Annotated in this window: 12 protein-coding genes; 2 read left to right on the top strand and 10 right to left on the bottom strand. The window is 42.9% G+C overall.

All coding sequences use genetic code 11. The features are described 5' to 3' along the window. Window positions 1-21: 21 nt before the first annotated feature. Together AAGR14_RS17555 and AAGR14_RS17560 are read left to right on the top strand one after the other, a co-directional pair. Window positions 22-1452 carry a SusD/RagB family nutrient-binding outer membrane lipoprotein gene (locus tag AAGR14_RS17555; RefSeq protein WP_342645544.1) on the top strand — a complete coding sequence of 477 codons (1431 nt, stop codon included), beginning with the start codon at window positions 22-24 and terminating at the stop codon, window positions 1450-1452. Between the two features lie 60 nt (window positions 1453-1512). Further along, window positions 1513-2847, top strand: coding sequence for an MFS transporter (locus tag AAGR14_RS17560; protein ID WP_342645545.1), 1335 nt, complete (start codon window positions 1513-1515; stop codon window positions 2845-2847). Window positions 2848-3164: 317 nt separating this feature from the next. On the opposite strand, the gene AAGR14_RS17565 is transcribed toward AAGR14_RS17560, so the two are convergent. The 10 genes from AAGR14_RS17565 to AAGR14_RS17610 all read right to left on the bottom strand — a co-directional run bounded on the left by AAGR14_RS17565 (window position 3165) and on the right by AAGR14_RS17610 (window position 21647). Next, window positions 3165-3998 carry a galactosyltransferase-related protein gene (locus AAGR14_RS17565; RefSeq protein WP_342645546.1) on the bottom strand — a complete coding sequence of 278 codons (834 nt, stop codon included), beginning with the start codon at window positions 3996-3998 and terminating at the stop codon, window positions 3165-3167. Then, window positions 3991-5016: a glycosyltransferase gene (locus AAGR14_RS17570; RefSeq protein WP_342645547.1), complete on the bottom strand. Its 1026-nt coding sequence runs from the start codon at window positions 5014-5016 to the stop codon at window positions 3991-3993. The genes AAGR14_RS17565 and AAGR14_RS17570 overlap by 8 nt, the downstream gene beginning before the upstream one ends. After that, window positions 5016-6077 carry a glycosyltransferase gene (locus AAGR14_RS17575; protein ID WP_342645548.1) on the bottom strand — a complete coding sequence of 354 codons (1062 nt, stop codon included), beginning with the start codon at window positions 6075-6077 and terminating at the stop codon, window positions 5016-5018. The genes AAGR14_RS17570 and AAGR14_RS17575 overlap by 1 nt, the downstream gene beginning before the upstream one ends. Beyond that, window positions 6074-7096, bottom strand: a complete 1023-nt coding sequence (locus AAGR14_RS17580; RefSeq protein WP_342645549.1) for a glycosyltransferase — start codon at window positions 7094-7096, stop codon at window positions 6074-6076. Before AAGR14_RS17580 ends, AAGR14_RS17575 begins: the two co-directional genes overlap by 4 nt. Window positions 7097-7104: 8 nt before the next feature. Further along, window positions 7105-8208 carry a glycosyltransferase gene (locus AAGR14_RS17585; RefSeq protein WP_342645550.1) on the bottom strand — a complete coding sequence of 368 codons (1104 nt, stop codon included), beginning with the start codon at window positions 8206-8208 and terminating at the stop codon, window positions 7105-7107. A gap of 722 nt (window positions 8209-8930) precedes the next feature. Next, complete coding sequence (locus tag AAGR14_RS17590) at window positions 8931-11348, bottom strand: TIM-barrel domain-containing protein (protein ID WP_342645551.1); 2418 nt, start codon at window positions 11346-11348, stop codon at window positions 8931-8933. A 47-nt stretch (window positions 11349-11395) separates the two neighbouring features. After that, window positions 11396-13573 (bottom strand): glycoside hydrolase family 3 C-terminal domain-containing protein, encoded by a 2178-nt coding sequence (locus tag AAGR14_RS17595; RefSeq protein ID WP_342645552.1) that lies wholly within the window; start codon window positions 13571-13573, stop codon window positions 11396-11398. A gap of 169 nt (window positions 13574-13742) precedes the next feature. After that, entirely contained in the window at window positions 13743-17915 is a 4173-nt protein-coding gene (locus tag AAGR14_RS17600) for a two-component regulator propeller domain-containing protein (RefSeq protein WP_342645553.1), read from the bottom strand. A 180-nt stretch (window positions 17916-18095) separates the two neighbouring features. Further along, window positions 18096-19370 carry a vanadium-dependent haloperoxidase gene (locus tag AAGR14_RS17605; RefSeq protein WP_342645554.1) on the bottom strand — a complete coding sequence of 425 codons (1275 nt, stop codon included), beginning with the start codon at window positions 19368-19370 and terminating at the stop codon, window positions 18096-18098. A gap of 72 nt (window positions 19371-19442) precedes the next feature. Then, window positions 19443-21647 carry a CRTAC1 family protein gene (locus AAGR14_RS17610; protein WP_342645555.1) on the bottom strand — a complete coding sequence of 735 codons (2205 nt, stop codon included), beginning with the start codon at window positions 21645-21647 and terminating at the stop codon, window positions 19443-19445. Between the last annotated feature and the right edge of the window lies 1 nt (window position 21648).

Here is a 21648-nt window from a genome sequence, read left to right on the forward strand (position 1 = left end):
TCGGCTAATCAATAATTTTTTATGAAAAAGCATTTCATTGTCATTATCATATTTGCTATAGTTAACACCAGTTTACTGAGCAGTTGCAAAAAACTGTTTAACACTCCCGATATCAACAGCAATCCCAACGCCGTTACTGATGTAGATTTGCCAACGTTGTTAGGTGGTACTATGCTGGGCGTATCATTGCTTCATGAAGACACCGACGTTCGGATAGCTTCTATTTGGGCAGGCGAACTTAACGGCCTGGCACGTGCACATTTAGGCTTTGCCCAGTACATTGTTTCGTCGCAAAATTTTACCTGGAACCCGCTTTACCCAGTGGCTGGCCAGGCCAGGCTGATTCAGACCAAAGCCGATGCTTTAGGCAATAAATGGGCAAAAGGTATAGGCCAGGTGCTTGAAGCACTGGTTATTGCTAAAGCCACCGCGCTATATGGCGATGTGCCCTACACTCAGGCATTTAATGCGGTGCAATACCCCACGCCTGTTTTTGATAAACAAGCAGATATTTACAATGCTTTACAGGCGGTATTAAATGATGCTATTACCAACCTGTCTTCCCCCACCGGCTCAGCATACCCTGCAAAAGATTTTATTTTTAAAGGAGACGTCAAAAAATGGAGAGCGCTTGCCAACAGCCTGAAAGCCCGTTTATATTTACATACAGGTAACTATGCCCAAGCCATCAGCTTTGCCCAGTTAGGCATAAGCGGAACTGACGGAGATGCTTTAACGCCGCATGGTACAGGTATAGGGGTAGATATTAATCAGAATTATGACTTCTTTGCCGTTTCGAGGATTGGTGACGCCGGGTTTGATGGAGCATACCTGCCCAAACTGATGCAATCCAGGATACGTTCGGGCAATACAAAAACAGACGAAACAGCCTTATATAATTTTTATTTCAGAACAGGTATAACTACACCCACCAGTTTAGATGCCAATACGGTTGACGGAGCATTTACAGCGAACGCCGCACAACCTATCATGACCTACTTTGAAACTCAGTTAATTTTAGCAGAAGCCCAAGCCCGCAGCGGTGCAAATGATGAGGCATTGGCAGCATTAAACCGCGTTAGGGCCGTTTTGGCAGCAGGCACCATCAATGGCAAGAGCCTCCCAACTGCTGGCCGCCGATATGATGCTTACACCTTGACTGATTTTAGCGCAGCAGGGCTGGCCAATCCTACCCGGGCAGCTACTACTCAGCTGGCACTACTTTATGAAATTATCAGCCAGCGTTATATTACTTTGTTAATGCAATACGAAGCTTTTAACGATTACCGGCGTTTGGCCTCGGCACAACCTGTGGTACAATTGCCAATTGCGCTTTACAGCGGCACCAGCAAACCGCAAAGGTTTATCTATCCTCAAACAGAAATTAACACCAACCCTAATGTACCTAAGCCATTGCCAGGCCAGTTTGTAAAAACCTCAATTTTTCCGTAATGCATCGGCTACATTGATAGCGTTACCCATGACTACACCGTATCATTTGAAATTGATTTTATGAAAGCTAATACCCCTGCTTTGTCATTGGCAGACCGTTCGTGGCTCAGGTACTTTACATTTATTGCGTTGTACTTTGCCGAAGGTTTGCCCATGGGCATTTTATTTATCGGTATTCCGGCATGGATGGCCATGAACAATAAAACTGTTGCCGAAATCAGTGCCTTTGATGTAGCCTGCGCATTACCTTGGACCTTTAAGTTTTTTGTTGCCCCTTTGATGGACAGGTATACATTTTTACCTATGGGGCGTAAGCGGCCATGGGTAATTATATGCCAGTTAGGGTTATTTGCAAGCTTAATGGTGATGGCTATGGTAAAAGACCCGCTTAATCATTTAAGCTTACTGGTGGCGGGAGGATTCTTGGTATCAGTATTTGGAGCAGCACAGGATGCAGCAACCGATGGCCTGGCGGTTGACACGATACCACCTGATGAGCAGGCCAGGGCTAACGCCTTTATGGGCGGTGCCCGCATGATTGGTAGTTCTTTTGCGCTGGCGTTAAGTACCTGGTTACTCGAACGCTATAACTTTACGGTATCTACCGGAACAATCGGAATAATGGTTGGCTTAATTACATGGGTACCTATTCTTATTCGCGAGCAACCAGGCGAAAAACAATTACCATGGTCGGCCGGGGCAGCAAGTCGCTTCACGCAGGAAAATCAAATTAACAGCTGGCGGGCCATGTACCGTTCATTATACATGGCCTTCCGTTTAAAAAACTCTTTTCTGCTGGCCTTACTGCTGCTGCTGTCGCAGGGGGCGTATAATTACTTTGAGAAACTGCTGCCCATTTTTGCGGTTAAAGTAACAGGCTGGACACACATTCAATATTCTAACGCATTTGCTATGGCCGATTTAACAGGAGGTATAGCAGGTATATTGTTGGGTGGCTGGCTAATTGAGCGGTTTGGGTCAAAGCGCATGATTTATCTGTATTTCTTTTTTATTGCAGCGCAAACGTTAGTATTGAGTTTTGTAACCGTTTATTGGAAAACCACTCCCTTTGTTTACAGCTATATTGTTATTTACCGTTGGGTAAATGCTTTTGCCAAAATAGGCGTGTTTGCTATTGCTATGCAATGTTGCTCAAAAAAAGTATCGGCCAGCCAGTTTACTTTTTACATGACTATTGGTGCAGTTGGTTCTATGATTGGTGCAGCCCTAATTAGTCCGGCTAAAAATGGATTTGACTGGAGTACATGCTTCATTTTTTTTGCTGCGATGATGCTATTATGTGCCGTAGTGCTAAGAGGTTTAAATATTAAGAAACTAGAGGATCAAATCTCTGCACTTGCCGAGCCTGAAGAACATGCTTATTTAGAAGTATAATTTTACGGTGATTAGTATTTCGGCATTATAGACCAGTTCTGAGCCTGACCTGCTGTGTCAAGAAGGAGAGTCACTTTGAAGTTTTCTGGCTTGTATGTCATAGCTTGTGCAGATAATGGATGCTATGCGTAAGTGTTACCCTTAAGGTTTTATATAACATCAATTGCCGACGGTTCCCCTCGTTTCACAAATTAATATAGTCTGAAAGCATGGGATTAAATTAGTTAGCTACTCATACCCTACCCCTTTTGCATCTACTGTATTTTAGAGGTTATGACTTTAGTAATGCCATTGGGTAAAAATCACTTATAAATTGGTTAATACGGATGCTGCGAAACACAATCTTTGATCTGGTTATCCGTAGGTTCTTGATCAATGGTTATGCCATCTGCCGGATTGATTTTGATTAAGCCCATGTCTTCAAAGGCTTTTAACCAGCGCTGCATAGGCAAAACACCCCATTTTTCCTTATATCGCGTAGCATTTTTAATAATCGAATCAAAATGATTTAACGGCGGATCATATTTATCGTGGTATTGGTGCAATACATAATCTCGAACAAACCTAAGCTCAATACCCGCCCGATGAAACATCATGGCGAAATCTGTGTCTTCTGCTCCATAGCCTATAAAGGATTGGTCGAAGCCGCCAATTTTTTCAAAGGTTTGCTTTTGGACAGCAAATATCAAAGACCAAAATTGCAGGTGTTGAACCGGCTCACCGGGTGGTATATGTTCTCGTGCAGGGTGTGCCACCGCCTGAGCTTTTAGCTCATCATAATTACCGGTGTTCGGTAGCAATGGCAGATATAAAGGATAAGCTGCTATAATAGTTTGCGCTTGCAAGGCTATCAACATATTGGCAAACAAGGTTGGCGATACAATACAGTCTACATCAATAAAAATTACATTTTCGCTTTTTGCAGCGGCCATTCCCATATTACGCGCTGCAGCTAATGGCAATTCATGAGCGTTATTAGCTAAATGGACGCTCACCTTTAAGCTGTTAGGTATACCCACCACATCCAGATCGTCCATACAAACAACCTGTATATCGTGAGGGTGCATTGTGGATGCCTGAATGGAGTGAAGAAGATTGGCTAATTGTTTACGCCTACCCTTCACAATGGTTACGATACTAAATTCAGGCATACCATTCTTTCATTTTTTGTGCTACTGCTTCTGGTGACGCCGCATTTACCAAGTTTTGGATCGAAGGTGTAAACAGACCCGCTTTTTGTATCAGGAGTTGCCATTGTGCCGCATCAAAAGTTTCGTGCGCTAACAGTGCAACCTTTTTATCAGCTAAAACCTGGGCATGTACCGCTTGCTCGTCATACGGCCTTTGCTCTGGCAACAGAATTAACCGTTTACCAAGCGATAAAAGTTCTGCGATTGTATTTTGGCCGGCTGCCGAAATAACTACTTCTCCCACAATAGCCTCACTAATATCTTTGACCGGGCCGAGCTGTCTGCAATTTTCATTAAGATCATAATGCTGCTTATTACCAATGATGGTAAATTCCGTATTTTGATCGTTTGTGATGTTTTTAAGTACGGATGCATTATAGTTATCGTAGCCTAACAGGACGGTTACTTGTTTAGGAGCTAACCGCTCAATCCGCTTTAAATGGCATCCAGCATATTGGGAAAGGTATCCGCTGTAGAAAGTTTTAGATGCAAACCGGTAATCTGCCTGTTCTAACGAAGCAGGAAAGTGTGCGACAATATGATCTGCTAATTTGTGAGCAAATACCTGAGTCGGATCGTCCATAATATTTCCGGGCAGGTGAACTAAAACAACCGGGACGCCCATGCCCCGGGCCATAATGGCCAGCTCAGGTACGCCATCGCAATAAAGCGCTTTCGGCTGGTAACGTTCTATTGCTTCGGCCAGCGCTTTTGCTCTTTGCGCTGGCTCAATAGCATAAGGTGTAACCTCAAAAGCTTTCGAAAAAGTGTGCTCCGGTATCTCGTACCCGGCTGGATACTTAGCAGGGAGTTCCAACACCTTAACATTGTATTTCTGATGCAGATATCCGGTAATATCTTTGTTTGTTGTTACTGCTATCACCTCAAAAAAAACAGACAGTGCCGGATACAGTAAATTGAAAGTTGCCCGATGTCCGTTTCCGTGAGCATGTACAAAATAGAATATTGTCGGCTTCATTACTTCTTAGGCTTTTTGGCTATGCGTTCATAAACCTTTACGTAAGCCGCAGTACTCTTTGCCAAATCAAACGAAGCAGCGAAAGCTCTGCATGCCTCCGGTTCGGCGTTTTTAGCGATAGCTAAAGGCTCGATAAGATCTCGCCAATCATGCGAATCAACAGCTATGGATACTTTTTTATCGCGCAGCTCCGGAGGAATGGCGGTATTAAATCCTACAATGGGCAAACCGCTTGCAAGCATCTCTACCGTGCTCAAGCCAAAAGGCTCCTCCCAGGTAGCAGTTGCCAAAAAAGCCGAAGCGCCTGCAACTATCTTACTTAGTTGTTGCTGAGTAACATGAGAGATGTACTCAATACGTTCATTTAACTGTGGTAAAACATAGTCGCGAAAGTATGCTTCGTCAAAAATGGCACCTACAATCTTGAGCGGTTTTTGCAAATGGTTGGCCAGCTGTATTGCGGCTTCTACGTTTTTTTCTTTAGCGATACGTCCGCTCCATAATAAATACCCTTCAGCATTTCGGGTGTTTAGTTTCCATCTTTCGATTGGTATTCCGTTTAATATCACCTCCACATCCCGACCCAAAAATGTACCCCATTGTTCGCTCATCCGCCCTGAAATACCGATAGGAACGACCGGGGCATGCTTGATAAAAAACTTATACATCAGTATAAATCGTTCGGTTGGCGGCAGATGCAACGTGAGCACGCCCGGAGTTTTAAAAAGCGCACCAATGGCGTATATCTCGGGTATATACGAATTATAATGAATAACGTCGTAGCTGCTTACATCAAACGCGCCATACTGCAACGACTGATAGTGTTGCTGTCCGCGCTCTTCTGTACATGGCCGGTAAGAGTTATCTTTCATACTGAGCGGGCTTTCCGCAAACTCAATTACTTGGAAGAGATTTTTTTCATCGGCGTCTTTAGCTATCACATCAACGGTATGCCCTAAGCGTACTAACTCGTTTGCGTGCTCAACAATAAATGCTTCCGTACCTCCATTATAAGGCTCGCGCAACGAAACAAACGGCCCTGCAACAATCAGGATCTTCATAGCAGTTTTTTAAAGTAGTTTGTGTAGTTCTCAGCCATCTTTGTCAGAGAAAAGTTTTCTGCACGTTGCCTTATATTTTTGCTGTCAAGCAGCATGGCAGCTTCTATTGCTTTAACAAGAGACGTCACATTTTTTTGCTCGGCAACCACTCCGCTATTACCATCTATTAATTCACTAAAAGCACCTCGGTCAAATCCGGCTAAAGGCACTCCCGAAGCCATAGCTTCTAAGTTGGTAAGGCCAAACGGCTCCTCCCATCTTACGGCATTAACCATAGCGGCTGCCCCTGCCATATGCGACTGTATCTCATATTGCGTTAAATGCCCCAGATAAGTATCGCTCTCTGTTAAGCGGGGACTGATCTGCTCATCAAAATAGTTTTGATCGTCGAGCGGGCCGGCAAATTTTAAGGGCATATTGATATGGTGGGCAGCGTCTAAAACGATGTCCAGACCTTTAGCATGCACAATTCGGCCAAACCAAAACAAATAGTCGCGACTTGCGCGCACAAGCGGCCATTTATTCAAATCAACCCCATTATAGATGACGGTTGCATTGTTATCGAGGTAAGGCAGCCAGGTTGCTTTAAAAGATTTTGAAGGTAAAATGAAATGAAGATTTGCAGAAGCTGCAGCTATCTTGATGGCTGCTTTTAATTTGCTGATGGGCGGCGTATGAATGGTAGTAACCACCGGAACTAAAGCTTTTGCTCCCCATAGTATAGGCAGTTCATGCGTAGAATTGTTATGGACGATATCAAAATCACGCTGCTCTATATCTTCAAGTATCGAGAGGTATTCATCGTTCTCATATATTTCAAATTGCTTGTCTTCCCGATGCTCATTACCGTAAAATGCCTTTACGTTCAGAGCCGGGTCGCTATCCGCATGGGCATACAAAGTAATATCGTGGCCAAGACGGATGTACTCATCACATAGTGCATGTGTAAACGCTTCCAGGCCTCCCCGGAAGGGTTCGGCTATCGGTAGTCTGGTTTTGGCTATAACAGCAATTTTCATGGCTAACTCTATTTCAATGTTTGCGATTGCTGGCCGGCAATATCTAAGATATGGTCATATCCAAACACGGCTTCTTCAACTATACCATCTTGCAGCAAACGTTCTTCATAAAGCTTAATATAGTTTAAAGTCATACTTTGTATATTCATGTTGGATGCAAATTCTTTGCACACCCCTGAACTAACAGCGTTACTTTTTTTAACCAACTCAACTAAGTCTTGCCACTGGAGCGATGCGGCTGTTAATACGCTTTCGTGCTTCCAATCCGGCGGAACAGCCGTATGAAAACCAACCACGGGTACGCCACTTGCTAACATCTCCAAGGCGGCCAAACCAAACGGCTCTTGCCAGGTTGCGGTTGCAAGGTATGCAGTCGCTTTTTTTGCCAGGCTGCTCAGTTCGCGCTGTGTAATGTGCCCAACATATTCAATATCACTACTGAGATGCGGTTTAACCTTTTCCTCAAAATAATGCTGATCGGTAATCCTGCCTGCAATTTTTAGCGGCAACTGCATATGCTTTGCCAGGTAAATAGCAGCTGCAACATTCTTTTGCTTATTAATCCGTGCCGACCAAAGCAGATAGTCACGATCTCCTGAACTATTTACCGGCCAGAGATTCATGTTAATACCGTTGTTGATGAGCGGAATATTCAGGTTTAGCGCCCGGTCCCATTCGTGTTTGATTCTTTCTGATATCGCTACGAATGCAACATCACTTTGCCGCGAAAGTCTTTGATAAGCCGACACCCGTTTTTTGTCGGCCGGTGAGTGTAAGGTTAATATCGGGGTTTTGTTAAAATGCAGTCCGGCTCTTAAAAGATGCGGGTAAAACATCTGATAATGAACAATGTCGTAGCCATTGAGTGCTAATTTTTTGAACTGACGTTTTTCATTAAAACGTTTAAAAAAATTCCTCCTTTTTGAAGTAAATGCCCTAAACGGATTGATAAGCCTGAATTTGGCATGGGCTTCTGCCTCCTGGGCAACAACATCTACATCATGCCCTTCATCAACCAACTGATTGGCGAGCGAAACGATAAATGATTCTATACCGCTGTTATAAGGCTCTTTCAACGATATGCCAGGACCTGACACCAATAAAATATTCATAACAAAAAAAGCACCGATCTACATGGCTAATTATCCGTCCGTCATAAATGGCTGCCTACAGACGCTCATCAAGAGTTGTGTTCGTGGCTTTTAAATATTATTGACTTGGTTGTATAAAAAATGAAATGTATAAATGTTTATCTGATTTGATAATATAGTTTTATTAAAGCCTATTCCGGTTGCAGGTTTTTGCAATATTCGCCGGAAGCTGTATACAAGGAGACTTGACCCGGAAGCGAGCAAAAATAAACCGTTTCAAATATGCCTTCGTCCGGTAAGAGGCTGATGTAATAATATGAATACGGCTGTTTAAGAACGGCATAAACATATATCATACGAGTAAGTGAACGACCGATATAAATTGATATAGCCAATAGCATGTTGCTTTAGCAATTTAAGCGATAAACCAAAAATGCTTAGTCAGCTAACGAAACACAGGAAAGCGCGCAGTAGTCACATAAGATATTTAGAAAGCGGTCCGCATTTTTTGCGAAAACTAAATTATAACCGGCACTGCCATAACTATTGCGCTCGTTTATAGCGGCATAATGCCTTTGCCATTTGAAATTAACGAAAGCCCATTGCTTTGCACCCAGTAACAACAGGTTAATTTTTTTGGTGTTGGCAGATTGGAGCTTACCGGGTATAACGAATAAGTTCTTTTATCAAAGCTCGACGTTTGAGCCTTTGGTTGAGGTAAACGATTGGACTTTTTTGGTTAATCAATTTACAGTTACCGCTAATGGTTTACCTGTGTAAGTAACGCTTGTATTAAAACGCGTACCCGCATCAACGTTTGTACCATAGCCTTCTTTAACTAACACCACATTAAATTTACGGCTTTTAAGCATGCCCTTAAAGTTTCCTTGGGTAGCCGATATGGTAAGCTGATGTTTTTGATCGTTCCAATTCAGGATGAATTTTGCGTACCGGCCTTTTTCGTAATTATAGTTATCGTTCTCATCTTCGTAAAACTCAAACTTACCGTTAGCGCCTGGATAAATGCGCAACTCTAATTCGTTGGCAGGCTTTTCTGTAGCGTACTGCATAACCGGCCCCATGGGCACTATTGAGCCTGCGCGAACATATAACGGAATTAGAGACAAGGGCACATCAACATTCAACTGCTGACCTCCATTATAATGCTTACCGGTCCAGAAATCGTACCAGCCTTTGGCTACAGGCAGGTACACAGTGCGGGTATGCTTACCTGTAGCGGCATTGCTGCCGGTATACAACTGCTCAGTAACCGGGTTAACCAAAAATGCCGGACCAAACATATACTCGTTGGGTATGCTATACACCTTTTCATCCTGCCGAAAATCAAATGGAAGCGCCCGCATAATGGTATAATTGTTTTGAGTTACCTGCCCCGCCAGTGAGTAAATGTAAGGTAGTAACCTATACCTTAGCTTATCGTAATTTAGCAAGGTAGCTTTGGTTTCGGCGCTCCAGTTATTAGAAAACAGCGCACGCTCGCCCTTACCATGTATACGAAATATCGGGCTGAATACACCAAACTGAAACCACCGGGTAAAGAGCTCCTGATTTTCGGGCAGTGACCAATTGGCCGCTTTCCAACCCAAATGGTAACCGCCAATATCCGACGTCCAGTAAGGGATGCCCGACGCACAGGCATTAATGCCTTGCGGTACCTGGCTTTTAAAAGCATCAAACGTACAAGTAATATCTGACGACCACAAAGTAGTGGCATTACGCTGCTGGCCGGCAAAAGCCTGCCGCACCAGGAAAAACGCCCGCTTATTAGCAATATCGTTTCGCCAGCCTCTATACAGGCCTTTAGTATGCTCTAACGAGTAGGTGTTAAAATAATCAATGCCCTTTCCCGGCCAAAAGTCAGCTTTACGGCGTTCGTCGAGCAGAGCGCCATTGTCGGGCTCGCACTGGTCTACCCACCATGCATCCCAGCCATAACGCTTTACCAGGCTATCGCGGGCCTGCTGCCAATATAAATTGCGGGCTTGCGGGCTATGTGCATCGTAATAGGTATCAAAAGTATGAGTAACCACATTATCCCAGGTAATGCTGGTTAAACCGCCTGTTCTTTTAAGAGCATCATAATTGGGTGTACCTTGCCCAAATACAGGCCATATTGATATCATGGCGTGTATGTTGGCTTTGTGCAACTCATCTACTAAGGCTTTGGGGTTTGGATAACGCTCGGGCTTCATAACGTGTGAGCCAATAGGCAACGGATCCCAATAATACCAGTCCTGCACTATTGCATCAACCGGGATATTGCTGTTGCGGTACTTATTTTTCACCGAAATAATTTCATCCTGGCTCATATAACGATCTTGCGACTGAAATAATCCGAAAGACCACTTAGGAAACATGGGCGCTTTGCCTGTAGCTGTACGGTAAGCATTGATGATCTGGTCAAAATCGGGCCCGTAAAAAAAATAATAGTTAACCTGCTTACCACTTTCCGATACGTATTTAAACTTTGTATTACCGCCTTCTGCTCCATAAAACTGCGAGGCAGAATAGTTGTCCCACAATATACCGTACCCCCTTGTTGATAGCAATACAGGGATAGCTCCGGTTAAATACTTTATGGCCATATCCTGATTGCGCCCTTTGTAATTTATAGATAGTGTATCTAAAGGGTGGCAACCCAAACCATATAAGCCCTCGTTAACCGGCGATGCAAATTGCGTTGAGCAACTGTATGTATTGATGCCTGCCACGGTTTGGGCAGCCATTTGTTTATTGTTTTCCTGATCTTCGCTGGTAATTAACTGGCCGGCCAAAGTGTAATAGGCAATAGCGTTGCTGGCACGGTCTACCTTCAAAATAATCTTACCGGTATTAATTAAAACCTGTTGAGCGGTTTGGGCTACGGTGAACTTTATTGGTGCATTAAAAGGCCCGTTAACCACCAATGAATTAAAAGCAGGCAAAGCTTTTAACATACTGTACCTAACCTGGATAATATCTGCGCGGCAAATTTTAATCTTCATGATGCCGTTGTTCAATATAAAGGTAACGCCATCGGCCTCTTTCTGAAAACTGCGCACCGAGGCAGAAGCACTGGCACTTAAAACAACGAAAGCAAATAATATTAATACGAACAAACGTTGTAATGCTATTGCTTTAAGATGGAGTTTATGATACATACCCTGAAAGAATGACGAAAGCTTATTTATAGTTGGCCGCCTTTATATTAATTAATTATTTGCAGATCAGCAACTTTCCTTATATCTCTTGAAGAAGAACCTGCATTTACGGTGTAGGTACCAGCTTCGGCAATCCACTTTTTAGATTTTACATCGTAATAGGCCAGGTCGCTTACCGGTATATTGAGTACGGTGTTTACGGTTTGCCCCGGCCTAATCATAATCTTTTTAAAAGCCTTTAGTTCTTTTTCGGCCCTTTGTACAGCCGACTTGTTTTTGCTGATGTAAAGCTGAACCGTTTCCATACCGGCATACTGTCCTGTATTTTTAATATTGACGGATACCGCTATGTTTTGGCCGGGCCGGTACGATTTCTTATCTGTTTTGACATTGAGATAGTCAAACTTAGTATAAGACAACCCATAACCAAAGCAATACAATGGGTTTATCTTTTTGGTATCGAACCAGCGGTAACCTACCAGAATGCCTTCTTTATAAGGTGCGGTTTCATCTTTACCCGGGTAAGTGTCTAAAGCAAACGCCGGTGAGTCTTTTAACTCTGCAGGAAAAGTAAAAGGTAGCTTACCGGACGGATTTACATTGCCCGCTAACACATCGGCCAGCGCATTACCACCTTCTGAACCGTTAAACCACGACCACACGATGGTATGGTTATTTTGCTTTATCTTGTTTAAATCATATGGGGCTCCTGCTGTTATTACAATGATAGTATTGGGGTTAACTTTGGTTACAGCATCTACCAGTTCCTGCTCGGCAAACGGTAACGACAGGTCTTTGCGGTCATTACCTTCGCTCTCATATTCGCGGTTTGAGCCAATGCAGACTATAGCAATATCGGTAGTTTTGGCGAGTGCAACAGCCTCATCAATCAAAGTACGGTCGGGTTTATCGTAACCGGCATTTTGTTCAAAGCTCTTGCTGGCCAGCCATTTGGCTTTATAGCCCTGTGCAAAGCGTATATCGGCTGTTTTACCTAATTTATTTTTTAACCCTGCCAATGTAGTTACTTCATATTTAGCCTTTACACCTGCGCCAAAGCCACCTAAAGCAAAAGTCCGCGTCGCATTATCGCCAATAACAGCAATGCTTTTGATGCTTTTCATTTTTAAGGGAAGTAAGGCCTTATCGTTCTTTAAAAGCACGATAGATTCTGACGCAATGTTGTAGGCTGCCCGGTTATGCGCCGGCGTGCTAATGCTGCCTGCCGGATGATTAGCGCTCATTGAAGTATGATACATTACCCATAAGATGCGGCGTACCTTGTCGTCTATAGTTTTTTGCGATACTTTCCCGGCCTTAACTGCAGCCAGCAGTGGCTTGGCAAAGTACCATTGGTCATAGGGGCCGCTTGAGCCCATTTCAATATCCAACCCGGCGTTGGCGGCAGCAACGGTGTTGTGCGTACCGGCCCAATCAGATATTACGGCACCTTTAAAGCCCCACTCCTTTTTCAAAATCTGGTTGAGCAGACAATCATTTTCAGAGCACCATTTGCCGTTAACCTTATTATAGGCCGACATGATGGTGTAAGCATTGCCCTGCTGTATACCTGCTTTAAAGGCCGGCAAATAAATTTCGCGCAGCGCGCGCTCGTCAACTATGGCGTTAACGGTATTGCGGTTTACTTCCTGGTTATTTACTGCATAATGTTTTATACAAGCTGCTACATGCTGGCTTTGTATACCTTGTACAGCTTGCACAGCTAATTGTGCGTTTAGAAATGGGTCTTCAGAATAATATTCGTAGGTACGCCCGTTAAGCGGCACACGGCATATGTTAAAGGCCGGGGCCAGCATCACTATCTTTTTACGGGCATTTGCTTCTTCGCCTAATACTACGCCATACTGGCGAGCCATAGCCGGGTTCCAGGTGGCTGCAATAGCCGACCCATTGGGTAAAAAAGTAGCTGAGTCGGTTGTCCAGTTGGCCGATTTCCAATCAAAGCGTAACACCTCCTCACGAACACCTAACGGACCATCATCACACGTAAGTTCGGGGATACCTAACCGTTTAACACCTGCAGAAGAAAACAATGCGTTGCCGTGCAACATTTCAATTTTCTCTTCCAGCGTCATCTTTTTGATAACACCTGCAATTTTTTGATTAAGGGCATTTTCTGCTTTGGGTTGTGCCCGGCTCTGGTTAAAAGTTAGCAACAAGACGGCGCAAGCCGACAGGCATTTCGTAATAGTAGAGTACATCATTTGTTAGGCTTAATTGGCGTGTTGGCAACACTAAAATTTGCCCTAATTTAAGCAGGGAAAATGCCCAAAAAGTGACCCAATTGTTTCGTATTGGTATTTCATATGTTAAGCAAATGAAGTAAACCCAACTTAAATTTCACTTTGAGCAGATTGTAATTAAAGATAACTATCAGCTTACCGATTGGCCTTCCAGCTTCTTTTGTTGCATTGCTGCCCTGTATTCGGTAGGCAGCATATTATACTCCAGTTTAAACGATTTTGCATAATATTTAGGATTATTAAAGCCAACCTGGTAGGCAATCTCAGCTATATTTAAATTAGAAGTTTGCAGCAAATGGGCGCTACGTTTAAGGCGGATAAATTTGATGAACTCTACAGGCGTTTTCTCGGTAATGAGCAGCACTTTGCGGTAAAGCGTTACGCGGCTCATCGCCATATTAGAGCTCAGTTCTTCTACCGAAAATTCGGTGTCGGCCATGTGTTTATCAATAAGCCCCAGCAGGTCTTTCATAAATTTTTCGTCCTGTACTTCGTTGTTGCTGCCCACCGTATTTACATCAACCTGCTTTTGATAGGTTTTCTTAAGTGTTACCTGCTGGTTAAGCAAGTTCTTGATTTTATACAAAAGTATCTCGAAGTTGAACGGCTTGGTCAAATAATCATTAGCACCGGTTTCTAAACCTTTAATCTCATCATCCTTGCCGGTTAAAGCCGTTAACAAAATAACCGGGATGTGCTGTGTACGGCTATCCTGCTTAATTTTATGACAGAGAGCAGTGCCGGTCATTTCGGGCATGCTTATATCGGTAACAATAAGGTTAGGATGTAATGACAGTGCCTTTTGCCAGCCATCCTTACCATTCACTGCTTCTAATATATTGAAGTGTTCTTTCAGGTTATCTTTTAAATAGAACCTAAAATCATCATTATCCTCAACCAGCAGTATGGTTTGTTTTTTGGCGTTGGCTTTAATAATTTTTGCAGATGCTTTTATTTGCAAACCATTGTCGGGCAGTTGTTCCGCAGTTTGCTGGATCTGTATATTTACATTTTTAGTATGCAAAACATGCTCGGGGCTTACGGGCAATAATACGGTAAAGCAACTTCCTCCATTTACCGAACTTTCAGCTTTAATAGTGCCGTTGTGCAGGCTTACAAATTCGCGTGTGAGGGCCAGTCCTATCCCACTCCCCTGGTTCACGATTGATCCTGGTGTATCATTCTGGAAAAACCTGTCGAAAATCTTTTCCAATTTAGGCTGCGGTATACCAATGCCATTATCAATTACCTTAATTTCAAGGTACTGCTTCTCAGACGCAGCGCTTTCACTAAAATTTAAGTAAACTTCTACTTTGCCGCCCTCGGGTGTAAATTTGAATGCGTTAGATAAAAGGTTAAACAAGATGCGCTCTACCTTATCCTGATCAAACGAGGTAACAAGCAGCTCAACCTGGGTAGTAAAGCTTAAGGTGATGTTTTTATTTTCGGCAATATCTGAAAATGAATAAGCGGCTTCTTCAATAAATTTAATGATGTTGGCCTGATGCGCATTGAGCTTTAACTCGTGCTCTTCCATCTTCCTGAAATCGAGCAGCTGATTAACCAGGTTAAGCAGGCGCTTGGCATTCCTGTCAATCATTAGTAGCTGCTTACGCAAATCAGATTCGTTGGTTTGACCGATCAGTTTACCAACCGGTGCCAAAATTAAAGATAACGGCGTTCTGAACTCGTGACTTACATTGGTGAAGAATTTAATTTTCATCAGGTCCAGTTCGCGCATGCGCTGCGATTCCTGCCTTTCTTGCTGTACAGCGAAATTAGCTTTCAGCTTTTTAATCCCTCTGTACCTTAAATACAATAACCCTCCGCATACCACTAACGCGTACAATAAGTAAGCAAATGAGGTGCGCCAAATTGGCGGCAAAACGGTGATGTGTAGTTGCAGCTGTTCTTTTTTCCAGATACCATCTTCGCCAGCTACTTTAAGCCTGAAGGTGTACGAACCGGGATCTAAGTTAGTATAGCTGGCTTTTCTAATTTGGTTGTCGGCAATAGTCCAGCCTTTATCAAACCCATCTAACATATAAGCATGTTTCATCTTTGCCGGGTTAAAAAAGCTAATGGCAGCAAACTCAACAGAAAATACATTTTGGTTATGCTTTAACGTAATGGCTTTAGTTTCGGTAATGGAACTTTGTAATATGGCCTCTCCGTTAATTTTCTCGCCGGTAGTAACACTCTTATTAAAAACCTGAAAATCAGTCAAAACCAATACCGGTTTTTCATGTGCTGATTTAATACTACCTGGATTAAAAAGATTGAAGCCGTTGGCACCTCCAAATATGATGTCGCCGTTACGGGTTTTAAGGCCGGCATCTTCGTTAAACTCTTTGCCCTGCAAGCCATCTGTTTGATCGTAGTTAATAAAGTCGTAGGCATAACGGCCTTTACTTGCTTTAAACACCATATTGGAGATGCCGTTGGGCGTGCTCATCCACAAGTTATGGGCATTGTCTTCAACAACGGTAAGTACAGAATTATCGGGCAGGCCATCGGTTTTACGGAAATTCTTGAATCTACCTTTCTTTTCGTCAAATAAACTCAATCCTTCATTAGTAGCTATCCAGATCATTTTCCGGCTATCCATCATCAGATTCGAAATATTGTCGTTGCTAAGGCTGCTTTTGTCAGACTCGTTATGCTTATAGTAGGTAAAACGACCAGTAATGTTATTTAGCACAGCCAAACCTGAGTAGGTGCCAACCAGAATATTGCCCTTGTCGTCCTCCAGCAACCCTGATACATACTGGTGAGGTACAGAATTTGGCATACCCGGTAAATATCTATGCAATCGATTGCGTTTTTGATCAAAACAATCCAATCCGCCGGCAAGTGTCCCTATCCATAACCGGTTTTTAGAGTCTTCCATTATTTCCCATACACTATCATCAGAAATACTGTTAGTATCGGTTAACGAGTGCTTGTAGTGGGTAAATGTTTTGCCGTCAAAGCAATCGAGACCACCAAAGTAGGTACCGATCCATAGCTTTTGCTCATGATCTAAACATAAACTTGCGATAACGTTATTACTTAAGCTTTTAGAGTCATTCTCCCTGTGCAGATACGTGGTAAACTTACCGGTGGTGCGGTTATAATAAATGAGCCCGCCTCCGTTGCTACCTATCCAGATGTTACCTTTTTTATCTTCGATGAACTTATTCATATCATCATAAGTAAGGCCACTGGTTCCGAAAGAGTTGCGGCTATAGAGAGGAAACTTTATAATGTCTTTGTGATAATAATTGATGCCTTTTTTAAAAGTACCAAGCCATATAATGTTGGCATTATCACGGTAGAGCGAAGTAATACAGTCTTGGCTCAGGCTGCGGTTATCATCCGGACGGTTGGTTACTACCTTTACTTTAAAATTGCTTTTGTTAACCAAGTTTACACCGCCATGGTCTGTAGCTACCCATACCAATCCCTTATCATCCTGTATTACATTAAAAACAATGTTAGAGCTTAACGCATGAGTACCAACATCTTTACCCAGCTGCTTAAATATATTTTTATTGGGGTTTACATAAAAAACACCATTGGAGCGCAGTGGTGCATATACCCACAAATCATCGTCGTTATCAACCGATAACTGGTAGTCAATCAGTTCGTTAGGATAAGCCTTGCTTATATCGGTAATTCGCTTTAATACTTTGTGGTTGACCCGATCTACTTGCTCAAGTGTACCATCGTTATAAACTGCCCAGGCATTCCCTTTACTGTCTAAAGAAAGATCGAGTCCTAAAACTCTACCGGCTTGCGCCGGATTTGTAATCCCGTGCGGCAAATGCATCAGCCGCCCGGTAGCCGTAACATATTTGTAAATACCGTTATTGTTATGCAAAAACCAAAAATTGCCCCGGCTATCTTTTTTTACGCTGGCAATAAGCGAATCGGGTATATGGTATTGTTTTAGCGCTGCTTTAATGTGATGCTCAAAACGATCGGTAAGTGGGTTATAAATATTAAATCCATTACGCGTTTTAATCCATAGTTTATTTTCGGGGCCTGTAGTTATACTAATAATGTAGTCATCGCTTATAGACGAGGCATCATTGACATTATGCTTAAAAACTTTGAAACGATAGCCATCGTAACGGTTTAAGCCCGATTTGGTACCAAACCACATAAAGCCTTTAGTATCTTTATAAATGCAGGTTACCCGGTTGTGCGATAAACCATTATCTACATTGAGGCGCGAAAACTGATATTGATCTCCCTGCGCCAAAATACTAACAGGCAACATTAACACCGCTGATAAAAACAGGAGCAGATATTTTTTCATATACATCAACCCCTAAAATCAACTTTACCTTAAAACACCGATCTATAGCTCAGTATTCAGCAGTTTATTTTCTTTGGGGGAAAAACGGATTAATAATAGATTATTGCAATTGGTAAAGTAAAAATACAATAATAAACTAAATTACAGCAATCTATTAAACACCTTTCATGTGTATAAGGCTTATTCCAATTTTAACTTTTGGATAATAAAGTCGCTTACTTTTTTACCCTGCTCAGCGCCAGCATTTACGCTATTAACATAGTGTATACCGCCATAATAACGGCTTATAGATGCTTCGTTAGCTGCTTGTAAAAACGAATCAAAGTGCCTTTGCATACCAATATAACGCAGATCGCTGGTATCCTGAAAAGCAAATTTATCACCAAAAAGCTTGGTTAACATTACTGCTGCCGAACGAGTGATGGTACTGTGCCCGCTTGGATATTCGGGAAATGGTGGTGTTTGCAGCATAGGCAACCACTGTGGGTCTATCTCGTCATTAATAACAGATACCGGGCGTATGGTAGCCGACTTAAATTTTTCTTGCCAGCAGCAAACAAAGGCATCAAACATGGCTACCGAAGTTAAGGCATAAGCCTGAGCTGTTTTAACAGCATCTGCTTTGGCTTGCTTACAGGCAATGGCGGTAATGCCTATCCAATGGCCGCCGGGTGTAATTTTTTTATTAGCAAACATCATGTGCCCGGTGTGCTGCATCACAAACGGATTGTCATCCCAATAGCGGGCTATCTCCATTTGCTCTTTAGTAAGCTTTTTGCTTTGATCGTATAGCTGCACGTTTTGTTTAAAGTATTCGCTCTGCTTGCTTTTACTGTAAGGCGGCGGTGGCGGTAATGCAAACTGGCCAGATGAGTCTAAAGCGAAAGTTTTCATGGTTCCCCAGCAATACTCAACAGCGTCAAGGTAGTCGGGTGGTGTAGGGTGCCATTTGCCCGGGGCTGTACTGCCTATAAACTTGGGCTTAGCCCTAGTTTGTAAATAATTATCTTTAGCGGCACGTTTTAAAATTGCTTTGCCCACTGTATCGCCAAAGGCTACAGAACGGGCAAATGTTGAATCGTCTAATGTGCCCTTAAACCGGGCGTACAATTTATCTTCATACCCCTTTAATGAATCTACCGAGAATGTAACTTTACGGGTTACGGTAAAAAAAGCTTTAGTTGCAGCCAGTGCATAATTATAGGCTTTATGTTTTTCGGGCCGGGGCAAAGCGCCAAAGCCTTTAAGTTTGGCTGCAATTGATTCATACCTTTCATCTTTAAAACGCATGGCCTCATAAGATGCTAATGATGCGTAGGCATATATACGGCTGGCTACCGGTGGCGAAAACACATCAAATATAATGAGTTGTGTAAGCTGGTCCTCATTTTGGTGCATCACCTCAGCTTCGTTAATGTTATATTTATCCTGGTGCTTACATGCTATGATTGCCATGCAGGTAAGCAGCATCAATATTGATATTTTAAAGTTATGCATAATGTAAAATGACTATTTAAATTACCAGCGTTACATATTCATGCCATCCATGCGATGAGGCTGGGCTTCGGCAAAATTAAAACGTTTTAAAATTGAGGTAACGTAGCCGGTTTTACCTTCCGTAATTTTGATATGGCTGCCAGTTTTTACCTGTTTAAACCTTTGCGTTTGGCCAGTTACCGGCCAAAACACTTCTATGGCATCTATTTGCGTTGATTTGCCTACACCAATATGCTGCTCTAAAGGGTTAGCACCAAAGCTGCCGCCCGAATTTACCTCGCGGTATACGCTGCGCTGTTGCCCGTTTGCAGTAAATGTTACTTTGAGCTTTGCTCCTATAGCTGCCCGGTTACTCGCCTTTCCTACCAAAGCTATGTCAATCCACTGATTTTGGGCCGATGCCGGGTTAATGAATAAGGCATTTTGGTACGCATCTCCAATAAATGCGCCGCCCAAGCTTACATGAATATCCTGGTAACCATCGTTGTCTAAATCGGCAAATGATACACCATGCCCCTTTTGCAAACTGCCAACACGGGCAGATGCTGTTATGTCTGTAAAACTTTGCCCGTTATTGTTTCGATAAAGCTTATTAGGCACTAGCGATGAAAATTGCGGATTGCCGGTACCCAAGTAAAAATCAGGAAAACCGTCATTATCTATATCGCCAAAGTTAGCGCCCATGGCAAAGGCAATTTTAGTTAACCCAACTTTTACCGATACGTTTTCAAACTGTCCCATCCCGTTGTTATGGTATAATATTACTTTGCCGTTATTGCCGCGATAATTGCCAAGTGCTTCCTGGCCGGCAATGTCGGCTATGGGTGTATCATTTCCATAACCGCAAGCTAACAGATCAAGGTTACCGTCATTATCATAATCAAAAAACCAGGTAGAAAAAGTTGCTTGCCCAACACCAGGTAAGCCTGCTTGTGCCGTAACATCAGTAAACTTAGCACGCCCATTTTTAACCGTTTGGTTTTTTAACAGCTTATTGCTTCCGTTCATGGTAGAGATATACAAGTCAGGGCGTCCATCATTGTCGTAATCGCCTGATGTAACTCCTTTTACAAACAAATTTACAGCGCAACCGGCTGTGGCGGCTTGCTCGGTAAAGGTTCCGTTTTTATTGCTGATATATAGTTCGCTTACATTTTCACTACCCGGGGCACTTTCATTTCCAATAAAAACGTCCAGCCAACCGTCATTATTAAAATCGGCCCAGGTAGCGGTTTGCGTTGGATGAAAGGATAACAAGCCGCTTTGTTCGGTAACATCAGTAAAAGTACCGTTGCCATTATTTTTAAGCAACGAATTTGGTTCTTTACCAAATTTGCCCTTCCAGCCGCCGCGAACTACAAAGATGTCTTTAAAGCCATCATTATTGTAATCGGTTTGCATCATATTTAATCCGCCGGTAAATGCACTTAAGCCTGATGACTTGCCTAAATCGGTAAAACTGCCGTTTTTGTTATTATGAAAGTAGTGCATAGGCTCGGCTAACGAGGCGCTGCTGGTAACAATGTCATTGTAGCCATCGTTATCAAAATCGTCAATAATGCTTCCACCACTTATTTTTTTAACGGCCAGCCCCAGGTTCATGGCTACTTCTTTAAAAGGCTTTGATTTAGTTGAATCGCCGCCCATGTTCAGCAATAGCTGCGCCGGCACTTTACCGGGATAGCCACCGGTAGTCATGTAAGCGATATTAAGCAGCCAGCGCGATTCATAATCATATGGGTCGGTTTTTAGCAGTTTTTTGTACAGCTCTATTGCTTTTTCCGACCCCGCTTTATCAGTATGTATGCCATTGCCTGCAATAGGAAATATACAGGATTCGGCACTGTGATTATGGATGCAGTTGGTACGCTCACCTAAGCGCAGATAGCACAGGGCCAAGGTTTTATTTGCTGCCTGTTTAACCAGATAGTCGGCAATGAAGGTTTTGTTCAGCACGCTATCCATCAAATTAACGGCTTGTTGCTCTTTGCCCAATTGCAGTAAGATAATGGCTTTTTTTATTTTAAGACTCACTACATCGGTGCTTAAATGAGGGGCGTTAATCACCGAATCCAGATGTTTTAAAACAGCAGCAGGTGCATATTCATTCTCTACAGTATTGGCAAACGCAATCTGCTCTTTTAAGCGCTGAACCATTTGCTCATTAGCATTTAATTTGGGCTTACACGAAAACAGCAGACCCAATAAGCATAAATAGATTATAGCTTTCACCATG

Origin of the sequence: Mucilaginibacter sp. CSA2-8R, from assembly GCF_038806765.1 — a bacterium.
Lineage (GTDB): Bacteria > Bacteroidota > Bacteroidia > Sphingobacteriales > Sphingobacteriaceae > Mucilaginibacter.

Bases quoted from the DNA above. Each gene is read 5' to 3' on its own strand.
- AAGR14_RS17600 (WP_342645553.1), bottom strand. From the start codon at position 17,915: ATGAAAAAATATCTGCTCCTGTTTTTATCAGCGGTGTTAATGTTGCCT.
- AAGR14_RS17565 (WP_342645546.1), bottom strand. From the start codon at position 3,998: ATGCCTGAATTTAGTATCGTAACCATTGTGAAGGGTAGGCGTAAACAA.
- AAGR14_RS17610 (WP_342645555.1), bottom strand. From the start codon at position 21,647: ATGGTGAAAGCTATAATCTATTTATGCTTATTGGGTCTGCTGTTTTCG.
- AAGR14_RS17595 (WP_342645552.1), bottom strand. From the start codon at position 13,573: ATGATGTACTCTACTATTACGAAATGCCTGTCGGCTTGCGCCGTCTTG.
- AAGR14_RS17570 (WP_342645547.1), bottom strand. From the start codon at position 5,016: ATGAAGCCGACAATATTCTATTTTGTACATGCTCACGGAAACGGACAT.
- AAGR14_RS17580 (WP_342645549.1), bottom strand. From the start codon at position 7,096: ATGAAAATTGCTGTTATAGCCAAAACCAGACTACCGATAGCCGAACCC.
- AAGR14_RS17585 (WP_342645550.1), bottom strand. From the start codon at position 8,208: ATGAATATTTTATTGGTGTCAGGTCCTGGCATATCGTTGAAAGAGCCT.
- AAGR14_RS17560 (WP_342645545.1), top strand. From the start codon at position 1,513: ATGAAAGCTAATACCCCTGCTTTGTCATTGGCAGACCGTTCGTGGCTC.
- AAGR14_RS17590 (WP_342645551.1), bottom strand. From the start codon at position 11,348: ATGTATCATAAACTCCATCTTAAAGCAATAGCATTACAACGTTTGTTC.
- AAGR14_RS17605 (WP_342645554.1), bottom strand. From the start codon at position 19,370: ATGGCAATCATAGCATGTAAGCACCAGGATAAATATAACATTAACGAA.
- AAGR14_RS17575 (WP_342645548.1), bottom strand. From the start codon at position 6,077: ATGAAGATCCTGATTGTTGCAGGGCCGTTTGTTTCGTTGCGCGAGCCT.
- AAGR14_RS17555 (WP_342645544.1), top strand. From the start codon at position 22: ATGAAAAAGCATTTCATTGTCATTATCATATTTGCTATAGTTAACACC.